Below are 14085 nucleotides of genomic sequence, written 5' to 3' on the forward strand. Positions count from 1 at the left end.
GAACGGACGGTCACGCGCGGAACAGGTGCCGGCGGATCGCCGCGACGTTACCGAAGATCCGGACGCCGAGCACGACCACGACACCGACGGAGAGCTGACTGCCGACGCCGAGCTGATCGCCCACGTAGACGATCAGCGCCGACACCAGCACGTTCGAGATGAACGACACCACGAACTGCTTGTCGTCGAAGATGCCGTCGAGCTTGGCGCGCAGCCCGCCGAACACCGCGTCCAGCGCCGCGATCACCGCGATCGGCAGGTACGGCACCAGCTCCAGCGGCACCGACGGATGGAACACGATGCCCAGCAGGACACCGGCGATCAGGGCGAGAACGGCGATCATCGGCCGCCTTCCGACGGTGAGAGGGTCGACGCCGGCCCCGCGGGGACGCCGGAACCGGCCACGGACGAGGCGCCCGACGGAGCGGGCGCAGGGGTGCTCGGCGACGCCGACCGCAACTTCAGCTCCGGCGCCGCGTCCAGGGTGACGTTGCGGACCTTGGCGGCCTCGAACGAGATCCCGTACGACTGCGCGAGGCTGTCGAAGAACTTGCCGGCATACCCGTCGCGGAAGTCGTCGGCCAGGCGATCGGGGCCGAGGGCGATCACCTCGTACGGCGTCGTCACCGGCCGCGTGTCGACCAGGATCGCCTCGCCGGCCTGCCGGATCGTCGAGGTCGCGGTCAGGCGCTGCCCGTTGATCGCGATCGCCTCCGCGCCGGCCGCCCACAACGCGTTCGCCGCGAGCTGCAGGTCGGTGTCCTTGACCCGGTTGGCGGTGCTGCGCTCACCGGTCACCGCGTCCACCGACGCCGGGCCGTCCATCAGCCGGACCCTCGCGCCGGAGCCACGCACCGCGGCCAGCCCGGCGGCCGCCTCCAGGTTGTCGAGCCGCGCCGTCGTGGCGCCGCCCAGCTCCTGCTCGCGCAGTTTCTCCACCTGGTCGGCGAGCGCGTCCGCCCGGACCTGCAACTGCTCGGTCTGGTCCCGGCGGCTCTCGACCTGCTTGATCAGGGCGTCCTTCGCCTGGGTGCGGCCCGGCTCGTCGGCCACCGTCTGCTGGTAGCCGATCACCAGCAGGAAGCCGATCGCGACCATCGTCACCGAGGCGACGGCCTTGGTGGTCGCCCGGCGCGCCCCGGTGCGGTGGTGACCGGCCGCCCGGCGGGCGGCGGCATCCGCGTACCCCGGATCCAGGGGGTTCTGGAAGAGCGCGGTGAGGAAGTCGGGGCCGTAGGTGCGCTTGCCCGCCGCGGTCCCGTCCGGGTCCGGGGTCGACGCCCGACGGGCCGCCGTGCCCCCGTCGGCTGCCTGCTCGGGCGTCGCCGCCCTCCGGGGCGCCGCGCCCCCGCCGGCTGGCTCCTCGGGCGTCGCCGGACGGGTCACGGCGCGACCGCCCGGGACGGGCCCGGGCCGGCCCGATCGGCACGCAGCAGGCGCGCGGCCTGGATCAGGTAGAGCGCGCCGGCCGCCCAGTAGAGCCCCAGCGCCCACCAGGCCAGACCCCAGCCGATCGGCTGCGCCCAGTTGTCGATGGACGGCACCGCCTTGGCGAGCAGGATCACCGGGAACGCCGCGAGCAGCACGAACGTGCCCGTCTTGCCGACGTAGTGCACCGGGGGCGGGCCGTAGCCGTGCCGGCGCAGGACCAGCAGCGCGACGCCGAGCACGGCCTCACGCAACAGCAGCGCGGCGGTCAGCCACCACGGCACGACGTCGCGGATCGTGAAGCCGACCAGCGTCGCCAGGATGTAGAGCCGGTCCGCGAACGGGTCGAGCAGCTCGCCGAGGCGGGACACCGAGTTCATCCGGCGGGCGACGTAACCGTCCACCCAGTCCGTCGAGCCGCCGACCGCCAGGACGATCACCGCGGCCACGTCGTGGTGCGGGCCGAGCAACAGGTACAGGAAGAGCGGGACACCGAGCAGCCGGAAGAAGCTGATCACGTTCGGAATCGTGAAGATGCGATCGGAGGTCTCGATGGACGACGCAGGCTGCTGCGGCATCTTCCTCTCCCCCTCTAGTGCGACATGCCTGTCGCACACGCTCGCCGAGCACTATAACCACCTGCCTACCGCGTGCCGTCGCGCAGTCACACTCGCCACACCCTCTAGAGTGTCCTAGGAGGCTAGGCAAGCGACCAGCGGCCGGTGTCAGGAGTTCTGGAACAGCGGCCACAGCGGCGCCGTCATCGGCAGCTCCAGCCAGGTCGTGGTGTTGATCACCCGGTTGTCCACGATGTCGAGCATCATCAGCGCGAACGGCACGTGGCCGCCCTCGCCGTCCGGCCGCAACTGCCAGAACGCCGGCTGCCCCGACGCCGCCACCGGCACCAGCCGGTGCCCGGCACACGCCGCCTCCGGCGCGCCCATCGCCAGCCCGATCTGCTCCCGCCCGAGCAACCCCCAGGTGAACGGCGGCATCGACGTCGTGGCGTCCTCGTGCAGCAACGACACCAGACCGGCGATGTCGTGACTCTCGAACGCCGCGCAGTACCGCGCCAGCAACTCCCGCTGCGCCCCGTCAGACGGGTCGAGCACGTCACCGGGCCGGGGCGCGACCGTCCGCAGCGTCGCCCGGGCCCGCTGCAACGCGCTGGTCACCGAGGCCGCCGACGTCTCCAGCAGCGTCGCGACCTCGGCCGCCGGCCAGCACAGCACGTCCCGCAGGATCAGCACCGACCGCTGCCGCGCCGGCAGATGCTGCAGCGCCGCCACGAACGCCAGCCGGACACTCTCGCGCCGCACCACCAGCGTCGCCGGATCCTGCGTCAGGTCCAGCACCAGCCGATCCGGGACCGGCCGCACCTCCGCCCCGGCCGCCAGCAACGCCCCGAACGGCTCCCCCGCCTTGCCCGGAACGCTCAGATCGATCGGCAACGCCCGCCGCGCCGACCCGCGCAGCAGATCCACGCAGATGTTGGTGGCGATCCGGTACACCCAGGTGCGCACCGAGCCACGCGCCGCGTCATACCGATCCGCGGCCCGCAGCACCCGCTCGAACGTCTCCTGCACGGCGTCCTCGGCGTCGTTCCCGGAGCCGAGCATGCGATAGCAGTACCCGGTCAGCTCGGTCCGCAGCCCCGCGAGCGCCTCCTCCACACCGGCGACCTTAACCAATCCCCATTCCCGACCCCTTTTCCCGTACGTCGTGAGCCCGGCCCCGCCGCGCGCGCCCGCAAGGCCGCCCGGGGCCGAGCTCGCCACGCGCCCCCTCCCCTCGGCTGGTCCTCACGGTGGTTATCCATCCCGACAACCACCGTGAGGACCAGCCAGAAAGCGCGACACGCCGGGTCAGCCGGGGCGGGCCGGGGGCGCGGCGGGCCATGGCGCGGCGGGCCATGGCGCGGCGGGCCGGGGGTGCGCCGCAGAGGGTCGCGGCGGACGGACGGGGCCGGGCCGCTGCGGTCGCGGCGGGACGGACCGAACGGGCCGGGGTCGTGGCGGGACGGACGGGCCGAGGGTCCCGGCGGGACGCACGGGGCGGGCTCACGACGTACCGACGCCGGCGCAGCGATTAATCGGCGATGCCGCCGCCGTATCTCTTCCGGAGAGCGAAGCGGCGAAGCGCGCCGCGGGCGCCTGAGGAGGTACGGACCATGCAGACCGACGTGCGAAGTGAGATCGCCGCCCAGCGGACCGAGCTGGCGGACCTGCTCGCCGGGTTGAGCGAGCAGCAGTGGGACGCGCCCACGCTGTGTGCGGGCTGGCGGGTGCGGGAGGTGGTCGCGCACGTGACGTATCCGTTCCGGACGCGCGCGCCGCGATTCTTCCTCGACCTGGCGCGGGCGGGCGGGAGGTTCGACCGGATGGCGGATCGGGTGGCGCGGCGCGACGCGACGGCCATGAGCGCCGCGCGGCTGCTGGCGCAGGTGCGCGACAACGTGGAGCACCCGTGGTCGCCGCCGGGTGGCGGGGCGGCCGGGGCGCTGTCGCACGACGTGATCCACGGGCTCGACATCACTCTTGCGCTGTTCCCGGAACGGCCGGTTCCGTCCGGCCGGATGGCGGTGGTGCTCGGCGGCATGTCCCCTCGCAGCATCGGCTGGTTCGGCACCGACCTGTCCGGCGTCCGGTTGGTCGCCACCGACCTGGAGTGGACGTTCGGCGCGGGCGAGCCGGTCCGGGGCAGGGCTCAGGACCTGCTGATGGTCGTCTGCGGGCGACGGCTGCCGACGGGGCTGCTGACCGGTACGGCGGCGGCGCGGTACACCGGATGACCGAGGAGGAATCGCCCGATCGGGCAGGGGCCGACACGTCCGGCACGGTTGGCGGAGTGTCAACTGAAGGGTCAAGCTGTGTGGTGTGCGGTCTTCGACTTTTCATCTCACCGACGTGGACGAGGCGCGGGACATCCTGCGCCGGACCTTCTACACGATGGATGTGGAGGTGCTACGCCCGGTTCCGGACTGGACGGGACGGTTCGCGGTGGGCGGGGGCAAGACGATCACCCTGGGTGACCTGACGTTCGGGGTGGACGTGCGGGTCCGGGCCGGCGAACTCGGGGCCTACCACGTGAATCTGCCGCTGACCGGGGCGATGGCCTGGCACCAGGGCTCGCACGCGCCGCTGCGGGCCCGGGCCGGGCACAGCGCCGCCGTGTTCCAGCCGATCGGCGACACGGTCGTGGACAGCTGGGACGGCGACTGCCGGATCCTAGCCGTCAAGATCGGCCGCACCGAGCTGGAGACCCAGCTGGAGCGGATGCTGGACCGGCCGGTGCGCGGCCCGGTCGACCTCGGGCCGGAGCTGGACATCTCGGGTGGGCCCGGGGCGAGCTGGGCCCGTCTGGCCGAGGCGATCACCGCCGACGTCAGCGGGCCGGACGGGCTGACCGAGCACCCGGTGATCGGCGCCCGGATGAAGGAGGCGCTGATCACCGGGCTGCTGCTGGCCACCGATCATCGCTACCGCGGTCCGCTGGACAGGCAGAGCCCGGCGCTCGCGGCGCCGGGGGCGATCCGCCGGGTCGTCGAGGCGATGCGCGCGCAGCCGGGCCGCCCGTTCACCGTGGCCGATCTCGCCGGCATCGCCGGGGTGGGCTCCCGGGCACTGCAACAGAGCTTCGCGCGGTACGTCGGGATGCCGCCCATGACCTATCTGCGTCAGATCCGGCTGGCGCTGGTCCACGACAACCTGCGGGCCGCGGAACCGGGCACGACGACGGTGGCCCAGGTGGCGTACCGCTACGGGTTCACGCACCTGGGCCGTTTCGCCGCCGCCTACCGGGAGCGGTACAGCGTCTCCCCCTCGGAGACGCTGCGCGAGTGACCGGTCATCGACGGCCGCGCCGCGCCCGCACGTAGTCGTCGATGACGTAACGCCCCAGCTCGGCGGCGTCCGGGCTGAACACCCGGCCGCCGTTGCGCCGGGCGACCGCGTCCATGAACCGCTGCAGGCCCGGGTCGTCACCGAGCATGAACACGTTCATCGTGGCGCCGTACCGCGTGAGCAGGTCGACTTCGCGGACCGTGGCCTGGACCGTCTCCGGCAGCGGCGGCCACCAGAACATCGCCTCGCCGTCGTCCTCCAGGTGAGCGGTCGGCTCACCGTCGGTGACGACCAGGACGACCGGCTCGGCGCCGGGGTGCCGCCGCAGATGCCGGCCGGCCAGTTTCAGGGCATGCTGCAGGTTCGTGCCCTTCTCCATGGTCGGCTCGATCGCGGCGAGCTCGCCCTGCGACAGCGACATCGCATACTTCCCGAAGCCGATGATCTGCAGCGCGTCCTGCGGATACTTCGTGGCGACCAGATGCGACAGGGCCAGGGCCGTCTGCTTCATCGGGCCCCAGCGCCCGTCGGCGAACATCGAGTAGGACAGGTCGACGCAGAGCGCGACGACCGCCGACGCGCGCCGCTCGGTCTCGGCGACCTCGAAGTCCTCCGGCTCCAGCCGCACCGGGAGGGTGGCCGTGCCCCGCGAGCCGGCTCGGCGGCGGACCGCATTGCCGAGTGTGCGGACCACGTCGAGCGGCTGGTCGTCGCCGAACTCCCAGCGCCGGGACGAGCCGATCAGGTCACCGGCGGCGCCGGCGTCCCGCATGTCGTGCTCACCGCGTTTGCCGGCGAGGTCGTGGAAGATCTTCGACAGCGCCGACTGGCCGAGCCGGCGCAACGCCTTCGGCGACAGGGTGAGCCCGTCGTCGTCGCGCTGCACCCAGCCCTGCCGGCGCAGCTCCCGCTCCAGCTCGCGCAGCCGGCGCAGGTCGTCGGCGGCGGACCGGCCGAGCTGACGCTCCACCGCCTCCACGTCCACGTCGTCGAGCGTGGCGCCGGGATGTTCCTGGCCGAGCTGGTCGATCAGCTCGTCCAGGTCGCCGATCTCGCCGAGGGCCGCGGCGGCGTCGCCGTAGCCGAGGTCCTCGCCGCCGCGCATCCGCTCGCCACGACCCCAGTTCATGCCGGGCCGCAGCGCCTTGAGGTTGTCGGTCAGCTCGGACAACTGGCCGCGCAGCGGGCCGTCACCGAGCGCCTGGTCCATCAGGCTCTGCAGCTCCTCGCGCTGCTGCGGGCTCAGGGACCGCATCAGGCGCTCGGCCGCGGCGGCCTGGCGGGCCAGGGAGTCGATCAGCTCGTCGATGTTCTGCGGGTTGTCCGGGAAGAACTTCCCGTGCTTGTCCATGAAGTCGCGGAAGGCGTCGTCGGTGTCCTCGCCGCGGGCGTGTTTCTCCAGCAGCTGGTTGAGGTCGCCGACCATGGCCGACACCTCCGAGAAGTCACCGTTGCGCAGCGCGTCGCGCATGCCCGCGAAGCGCTGCTCGACGACCTCGCGTTTCAACCCGTCGAGAATCTGCTGGTAGAGGTCGCGCGCTTCCGGTGAGGCCCAGTTGTACTCGGACAGCTCCGAGATGGCCTGCGAGGTGGACCGGGGCAGGTTGTCCAGGACCGCCTCGTTGAACCGGGCGTCCAGGTCGTCGCGGGCGCGCAGCGTGTCCCGCTCGGTCGCCAGGGCCTGGTCGAGCATCTGCCGGGCCCGGGTGACGGCGCCGTCCAGGTTGCCCCGGCGCAGCGCCTCCTTGCGCAGCCGGCGGGCCCGGTCGCGCAGATTGTCGAGCCCGCGCCCGTCCCGCGGCCCGCGGCGGATCAGGTCACGCAGCGCGTCGCGCAGGCTGTCGCCCTGCATGACGCGCTCGCCCATCTCGTCGACGGCGGCGCGCACGTCGAACGGCGGGGCGAGCGGGTCGGGCCCGTCCCGCCACGCCCCGTACCGAAACACATGGCGTGCCATCGTCAGCTCCCGTAGAGGGTGCGGCCGTCGTCGGTCAGCTCCTTCGCCAGCCGGCGGGTCAGGTGCAGACCCTCCAGGACGAACTCGATGCCGGAGGCGGCCTGGCCCGGGCTGGGCGCGTCGCCGAGGCCGAGCCGTTCGAGGACCTTGGCCAGGCCGGGGACCGTGCCGATCTGGTTCAGCAGCTCCTCCGCGCTGACCAGGTCGCCGGTCTCGATGATCGCGCCCTCGGCGACCAGGTCGGTGAAGCCGGACAGGTCGAGGCCGGCGAGCCGGGCCCGGAACGTCTCGGCGGTCGCGACGCGCAGCAGGTGGCCGAGGATCTCGGTCTCGCGACCCTCCTCGCCGCTCTCGAACTCGACCTTGCCCCGCAGGGTGGACGTGACCGAGACGGTGTCGCAGATCCGGGCGACCGCCTCCCGCTCGCCGCGCAGGCCGGCCCGGCGCAGCGCGGACCCGGCCACGGTCTCGGCCGCGGCGATCGAGAAGCGCGCGGAGACGCCGGAGCGCGAGTCCACCGACGAGGACTCGCGGACCCCCCGCGTGTAGCGGGCGATCACGTCGATCAGGTGCTCCGGCACGGCCGCGACGAGCGCCGCCTCCTGCCGGACCAGGGCGGTCTCCAGCTCCAGGTCGACCGGGTAGTGGGTGCGGATCTCCGCGCCGAACCGGTCCTTGAGCGGGGTGATGATCCGGCCGCGGTTGGTGTAGTCCTCCGGGTTCGCCGAGGCGACCAGCAGGACGTCGAGCGGCAGCCGCAGCTGGTAGCCGCGGACCTGGATGTCGCGCTCCTCCAGCACGTTGAGCAGCGACACCTGGATGCGCTCGGCCAGGTCGGGCAGCTCGTTGACGGCGAAGATGCCCCGGTTGGTGCGCGGGACCAGACCGAAGTGGATCGTCTCCGGGTCGCCCAGGGCGCGGCCCTCGGCCACCTTGATCGGGTCGACGTCGCCGATCAGATCGCCGACGCTGGTGTCGGGGGTGGCGAGCTTCTCGCCATACCGCTCCGAGCGGTGCAGCCAGGAGATCGGCAGCAGATCGCCGGTCTCGGCGGCCAGCCGGCGGATCGCCGGGGTGAGCGGATGATAGGGGTGTTCGTGCAGCTCGGAGCCGGTGATGTAGGGCGTCCACTCGTCCAGCAGCCCGGTCAGGGCGCGGATCAGGCGGGTCTTGCCCTGGCCGCGCTCACCGAGCAGGACCATGTCGTGGCCGGCGAGCAGCGCCCGCTCGACCTCGGGCAGCACGGTGTCGTCGTAGCCGACGATCCCGGGGAAGCGGGGCTCGCCGCTGCGTAACTTGTGGAGCAGGTTGTCGCGCAGCTCCTCCTTGACGGTGCGGAACTCGTGCCCGGAGGCACGCAGCTCGCCCAGGGTGCGCGGCAGGTCGGCGGGGGTTTCGAGAATGATCGCGGTAGGACCCTCTGTCACCGCTGGAACGCTACTCCGCGGAGATGACAACCGGCGACTGTGATCGGGAACGCGGCCAGAGCCGCGGGATTGGCTTTTGCCCACTGTCGCGGCCGCGCGGCAGGCTTCGCTCATGACGACAACCACGATCCAGCGGTACGCGGCATTCACCGACTCGCCGGCCGGAGGCAACCCCGCCGGCGTGGTCCTCGACGCTTCCGCCCTGACCGACGCCCGCATGCTCGAGATCGCAGCTGAGCTGGGCTATTCCGAGACCGCGTTCCTGACCGAGCGGGACGGCGACCGGTACCGCGTGCGCTACTTCAGCCCGCTCACCGAGATCCCGTTCTGCGGTCACGCGACGGTCGCCACGGCGGTCGCGCTCGGCCCGGGCGAGCACCTGTTCGTCACGAACGCGGGCGAGGTTCCCGTGACGGTCGACACGCAGGGGACGGCCACGCTGACGAGCGTCCCGCCGGTGGTGTCCGCGCTGGGCGAGCCCGAGCTGGGCGCCCTGCTCGCGGCGCTGCGCTGGGATGCCGCCGAGCTGGACCCGGAGCTTCCGCCGCGGGTCGCGTACGCCGGTGCGTACCATCCGATCCTGGCCGTGACGAGCCGCGAGCGGCTGGCGGACCTGGACTACGACGTGCCCGCGCTGAAGGCGCTGATGACCGGGCGCGGCTGGACGACGGTCCAGCTGGTGTTCCGCGACAGCGCTGACACGTTCGACGTGCGGGACCCGTTCCCGATCGGCGGCGTCTACGAGGACCCGGCGACCGGTGCGGCGGCCGCGGCGTTCGGTGGCTACCTGCGCGAGCTGGGCCTGGTCGCCGACGACGCGACGCTGCACCTGCGGCAGGGCGACGACCTGGGCCGGCCGAGCCGGATCACGGTCCGCCTGGTCGCCAGTGAGCCCGGCGTGCGGGTCAGCGGGACGGCTGTGCCGATCCTCTGAGGACCGTCCCGTCCTGGGAGCGGCTCCAGGTGCCCTTGCCCTGGTGCTTGGCGGCGTACATCGCCATGTCCGCGTCGTGGAGCAGCGTGCGTACGTCGTCGCGCTCCTCGGCGCAGGCGATGCCGATGCTGGCGTTCGCGCAGACCGCGAGGTCACCGACGTCGACCGGCTCCCGCAACGACCGCAGGATGCGCTGCGCGGTCTGCTCGGCGTCGCGGACCGTGCAGTCGCGCAGCAGCACCGCGAACTCGTCACCGCCGAGCCGCGCCACCAGGTCGCCGGAGCGCACCGACTGGCGCAGCTTCTCCGCGACCCCGGCGAGCAGCAGGTCACCGGCCTGGTGACCGTGGGTGTCGTTGACCGCCTTGAAACCGTCCAGGTCGACGAGCAGCAGGGCGACGCTGCCGGGCCGGGCCCGCGCGGCGGCCAGCGCGGTGGTGGTCTCCTCGCGGAAGTGCGCCCGATTGGCCAGCCCGGTCAGCTCGTCGTGCAGCGCCTGGTGGCGGAGCCGCTGCTCGTGCTCGCGCAGCTCGGTGAGCGTGGTGTCGAGCTGGTCGATCAGGCGGGTGTTGTCGTGGAACGCGGCCAGCTGCCGGGCCACCACCAGCGCGATGATCGCCCCGAAGCCGGCCACCACACCCCAGAGCTGCGCGTTCGTGCGCCCCTGGCTGTGCGGCAGCACGTACAGCAGCGTCACGAAGACGACCAGGATCGAGCCGTACGGCAACAGGCTGTACGGCCTGCGCCGCCGCGACCCGAAGGCGGTCTCGTCGAAGCGGGCGATGATCTCCTGGGTGCGCGGCCCCATCGCGATCAGCAGCGACGGCATCAGGCGGACCACGTAGACGTACGCCGGCAGCGAACCGCCGGAGGCGGAGGGGGCCACGAACAGGCCCACGCTGTTGACCACCGCGGAGACGATCATCGGGATCGCGGCCGCCTTGTTCATCGGCGCGTTCCCGGACAGGACCAGTTTCACCGCGGCGAACGACGAGGTGAGCACGACCGCGCCGGCCGCGAGCGAGCCGACCAGGCCGGCGTTGGAGTCCTGGTGCGCCGGGTCGACCGCGAAGCACCAGGCCACCACCACGCCACCGACCAGGACCGTCGCCGAGTCGAGCCAGAAGGCCAGCGACTCGCGGCGGGTCCGGTGCGGGTGCGGATGGATCAGCATCCCGACGATGATCAGCGCGAGGCCGACCGCGAAGCAGGTGGACTGGACGGTGCCACCGGCCGTGGACCACTGGTTGCCGCGGGTCACCGCGAGCACGGTCTGCACGAGGTCGCCGGTCAGGAACAGGGTGGCACCGATGCCCATCAGCCGCCAGAAGCGGCGGATCGGGTGCCTGGCGACCCGGAACACCCGCCACGACGACCAGACCAGCAGCAGGTCCAGCGGCGGCTGGAAGATCCAGAACAGCCGGACCTGGGTGTTCGGGCCGTCGACGGTGAACAGCAGCACCGCGCCGAGCACGGTCCACGCGAGCGCGGCCAGCATCGCCGGGTCACGGCGCCACGCATGCCACGCTTCCCGCCCGACCGCCAGCCTTGTCACGGCCTGGTCATCGGCCGGTGACCGCCCGTCATGAGGGTTAAGGTCCGATCCTTGCGTAGGATGTCACCCCGATGAGCGCCACATTGATCGCCCGGGAACTCGCCGCTGGGCACGGCGACCGCAGCCTCTTCACCGGCCTGGACCTGGTGGTCGCGCCCGGGGACGTGATCGGCTTGGTCGGCGTGAACGGCGCGGGCAAGACCACCCTCCTGCGTACGCTGGCCGGGGTGCTGTCCGCGGAGAGCGGAAGCGTCTCGCTCAGCCCGCCCACCGCGAACATCGGCTACCTGCCGCAGGAGCGCGAGCGGCGCGCCGGGGAGACCGTGCGGGAGTTCCTGGCCCGGCGCACCGGGGTCGGCGACGCGCAGACCGCGATGGACGCGGCCGCCGAGGAGCTCGCCGCGGGCACGGCCGGCGCCGACGACCGGTACGCGGTGGCGCTGGAACGCTGGCTCGACCTCGGCGGTGCGGACCTCGACGAGCGCGCCGAGCCCCTCGCCGCCGAGTTCGCGATCGACCTGGACCTGCCCATGACGGCGCTCTCCGGTGGTCAGGCGGCCCGCGCGGGCATGGCGTCGCTGCTGCTCAGCCGCTATGACGTGTACCTGCTCGACGAGCCGACCAACGACCTCGACCTGGACGGGCTGGCGCGGCTGGAGAGCTTCGTGGCGGGCCTGCGCGCCGGCGTGGTGGTGGTCAGCCACGACCGGGAGTTCCTCACCCGTACCGTCACCAAGGTCCTTGAACTGGATCTTCACCAGCAACAGACCCGGCTGTACGGCGGTGGCTACGGCTCCTACCTCGAGGAGCGCGAGCGGGCGCGGGCCCACGCGCGCGAGCAGTACGAGGAGTACTCCGACAAGAAGGAGGACCTGCTCGACCGCGCCCGCATGCAGCGCGCCTGGATGGACAAGGGTGTGCGCAACGCCCGCCGCAAAGCCCCCGACAACGACAAGATCGCCAAGGCGCAGCGGGGCGAGACCAGCGAGAAGCAGGCCGCCAAGGCGCGGCAGACCGAGAAGATGATCGAGCGTCTCGACGTGGTCGACGAGCCCCGCAAGGAGTGGGATCTCCGGATGGAGATCGCCGTGGCGCCGCGCGCCGGCGCGGTGGTCGCCACGCTGCGTGACGCCGTCGTCCGGCGCGGGACGTTCGCGCTGGGCCCGGTCACGCTGCAGATCGACTGGGGCGACCGGGTGGCGATCACCGGGGCGAACGGCGCCGGGAAGTCGACGCTGCTCGCGGCGCTGCTCGGGCGGCTGCCACTGGACGAGGGCGTGCAGCACCTCGGGCCGGGCGTGGTGGTCGGCGAGGTCGACCAGGCGCGCGGACTGTTCCTCGGCCCGGTGCCGCTGGTCCGCGCGTTCGGTGACGCCGTGCCCACCTGGCCGGACGCGGAGGTGCGCACGCTGCTGGCCAAGTTCGGCCTCAAGTCGGCGCACGTGACGCGGCCCGCCGAGTCGCTCTCCCCCGGCGAACGCACCCGGGCCGCGCTCGCCCTGCTCCAGGCACGTGGGGTGAACCTGCTCGTGCTCGACGAGCCGACGAACCACCTGGACCTCGCGGCGATCGAGCAACTGGAGTCGGCGCTGGCGTCGTACACCGGTACCCTGCTCCTGGTCACCCACGACCGCCGGATGCTCTCCGCGGTCGCCACGAACCGCCACCTCGAGGTGGCCGACGGCAAGGTCACCGGCTGAACATGAGCACGATCATCACCTTCTACACCGCCGCCAACGACGACGCGGCGGAGGACCAGGGCCCCGGCCGGGACAAGGTCGTCCTCGGGAACTTCGACGTCTTCGCCAGCCTGGAGGAATGGGAGAGCCTGCTGCTCGACCGCTCGATCGACGACGTCGACGGGCCGGAGCAGGTCAACGACGAGGAGTCGCCGATCATCCTCGGCTTCCTGCCGGCCCTGACCAAGGCCCTCGCGGCGGCGAACCCGGCGACGCTGGCCGACCTGACCCAGCGCTGGGTGACGGCCCGCAAGCAGGACGGCGAAACCCTCGACCCGGCCCAGGCCCGCACGATCGTCGACGCGGTGGCGGCGCTGGCCCGGTCCCGGCGCAAGCTCTACTGCCAGGTCGCCTGAGCGGGATGCGGGCGCGGCTGGCCACCCTCCCGGCGTCGCCGCACCGCCCCAACGAGGACTTCGCGGCGGTCACCCCGGACGCGGCGGTCCTGCTCGACGGCGCCGGCGCGGCGGAGATGGACAACGGCTGCCGCCACGGCGTCGCCTGGTTCACCCGCCGCCTCGGCGCCGCCATCCTCGCCCGGGTCGGCGACGGCCCGCTGCGGTCGGTGCTCGCGTCGGCCGTCTCGGCGACAGCCGACGCCCACCGGGACACCTGCGACCTGGCGCACCCCGGCTCACCGAGCGCCACGGTGATCATCGTGCGGTTCACCGGTCCCGCCGTGGAATACCTGGTCCTGGCCGATTCGGTGCTCCTGCTGAGTACGGCGTCAGAACGCCCCGAGGTCATCACCGACCCCCGCGTCGAAGCCGTCGGCAACCGCTACCGCGCCCCGATGGACAGTCTGCGCAACGGCACCCCCGAACACGCCGAGGCGCGGCGCGCGTTCGTCCGGGCCACTCTCGGGCACCGCAACCGCCCCGGCGGGTACTGGGTGGCGTCGGCCGACCCGTCGGTGGCCGCCGAGGCGATCACCGGCTCGGCCGCGGTCACGTCACTCGCCCTGCTCAGCGACGGCGCCACCCGCCTGGTCGACACCTTCGCCCTGGAAACCTGGGAAGGTCTCCTGGCGTCCCTCACCTCGGCCGGCCCGGAGGAGCTCCTGCGCCGCACCCGTGCCGCCGAACTGTCCGACCCGGCCGGGTCGCGCTGGCCCCGGGCCAAACCCCACGACGACGCCACCGCGGTCCACCTGAGCGTCGAAGCCGAGCTCCGACCCCCTGCATGACGCTGCTCCGGGTCACG

13 protein-coding genes are annotated in these 14085 nt (G+C 72.7%); 6 read left to right on the plus strand and 7 right to left on the minus strand.

Annotated elements, in window-relative coordinates; genetic code table 11:
- Positions 1 to 10: 10 nt before the first annotated feature.
- From Acy02nite_RS02085 to Acy02nite_RS02100, 4 genes are all read right to left on the minus strand, one after another.
- Positions 11 to 343 carry a small basic family protein gene (locus Acy02nite_RS02085; RefSeq protein ID WP_203738020.1) on the minus strand — a complete coding sequence of 111 codons (333 nt, stop codon included), beginning with the start codon at positions 341 to 343 and terminating at the stop codon, positions 11 to 13.
- Complete coding sequence (locus Acy02nite_RS02090; RefSeq protein WP_203738021.1) at positions 340 to 1386, minus strand: DUF881 domain-containing protein; 1047 nt, start codon at positions 1384 to 1386, stop codon at positions 340 to 342. The genes Acy02nite_RS02085 and Acy02nite_RS02090 overlap by 4 nt, the downstream gene beginning before the upstream one ends.
- On the minus strand, positions 1383 to 2006 hold the full coding sequence (clsA, locus tag Acy02nite_RS02095; RefSeq protein WP_203738022.1) for a cardiolipin synthase ClsA: 624 nt from the start codon (positions 2004 to 2006) through the stop codon (positions 1383 to 1385). Before clsA ends, Acy02nite_RS02090 begins: the two co-directional genes overlap by 4 nt.
- Before the next feature lie 147 nt (positions 2007 to 2153).
- Complete coding sequence (locus Acy02nite_RS02100) at positions 2154 to 3101, minus strand: RNA polymerase subunit sigma-70 (protein ID WP_203738023.1); 948 nt, start codon at positions 3099 to 3101, stop codon at positions 2154 to 2156.
- Positions 3102 to 3598: 497 nt separating this feature from the next.
- On the opposite strand from Acy02nite_RS02100, the gene Acy02nite_RS02105 reads away from it, so the two are divergent.
- On the plus strand, positions 3599 to 4219 hold the full coding sequence (locus Acy02nite_RS02105; protein WP_239174085.1) for a maleylpyruvate isomerase family mycothiol-dependent enzyme: 621 nt from the start codon (positions 3599 to 3601) through the stop codon (positions 4217 to 4219).
- An 85-nt stretch (positions 4220 to 4304) separates the two neighbouring features.
- Entirely contained in the window at positions 4305 to 5270 is a 966-nt protein-coding gene (locus tag Acy02nite_RS02110; protein WP_239174087.1) for an AraC family transcriptional regulator, read from the plus strand.
- 4 nt (positions 5271 to 5274) lie between these two features.
- On the opposite strand, the gene Acy02nite_RS02115 is transcribed toward Acy02nite_RS02110, so the two are convergent.
- Both Acy02nite_RS02115 and Acy02nite_RS02120 read right to left on the minus strand, forming a co-directional pair.
- Complete coding sequence (locus tag Acy02nite_RS02115) at positions 5275 to 7227, minus strand: vWA domain-containing protein (RefSeq protein WP_203738025.1); 1953 nt, start codon at positions 7225 to 7227, stop codon at positions 5275 to 5277.
- A gap of 2 nt (positions 7228 to 7229) precedes the next feature.
- Entirely contained in the window at positions 7230 to 8654 is a 1425-nt protein-coding gene (locus Acy02nite_RS02120; protein WP_203738026.1) for a sigma 54-interacting transcriptional regulator, read from the minus strand.
- Positions 8655 to 8766: 112 nt separating this feature from the next.
- Between Acy02nite_RS02120 and Acy02nite_RS02125 the strand changes: the two genes are divergently transcribed.
- Positions 8767 to 9588, plus strand: a complete 822-nt coding sequence (locus Acy02nite_RS02125; protein WP_203738027.1) for a PhzF family phenazine biosynthesis protein — start codon at positions 8767 to 8769, stop codon at positions 9586 to 9588.
- Here the strand turns inward: Acy02nite_RS02125 and Acy02nite_RS02130 are convergent.
- On the minus strand, positions 9560 to 11143 hold the full coding sequence (locus tag Acy02nite_RS02130) for a GGDEF domain-containing protein (RefSeq protein WP_239174089.1): 1584 nt from the start codon (positions 11141 to 11143) through the stop codon (positions 9560 to 9562). The two genes, Acy02nite_RS02125 and Acy02nite_RS02130, sit on opposite strands and share 29 nt — an antisense overlap.
- 71 nt (positions 11144 to 11214) lie before the next feature.
- Here Acy02nite_RS02130 and Acy02nite_RS02135 point away from each other — a divergent pair, with 71 nt between their 5' ends.
- The 3 genes from Acy02nite_RS02135 to Acy02nite_RS02145 are packed head-to-tail and all read left to right on the plus strand — an operon-like array spanning position 11215 to position 14068.
- A complete protein-coding gene (locus Acy02nite_RS02135) occupies positions 11215 to 12843 on the plus strand; it encodes an ABC-F family ATP-binding cassette domain-containing protein (protein WP_203738028.1) in 1629 nt (542 codons plus the stop codon).
- Between the two features lie 2 nt (positions 12844 to 12845).
- Positions 12846 to 13238, plus strand: coding sequence for a hypothetical protein (locus Acy02nite_RS02140; protein ID WP_203738029.1), 393 nt, complete (start codon positions 12846 to 12848; stop codon positions 13236 to 13238).
- Between the two features lie 5 nt (positions 13239 to 13243).
- A complete protein-coding gene (locus tag Acy02nite_RS02145; RefSeq protein ID WP_203738030.1) occupies positions 13244 to 14068 on the plus strand; it encodes a protein phosphatase 2C domain-containing protein in 825 nt (274 codons plus the stop codon).
- Positions 14069 to 14085 lie beyond the last annotated feature (17 nt).

This window comes from Actinoplanes cyaneus, assembly GCF_016862095.1.
GTDB classification, from domain to species: Bacteria; Actinomycetota; Actinomycetes; order Mycobacteriales; family Micromonosporaceae; genus Actinoplanes; species Actinoplanes cyaneus.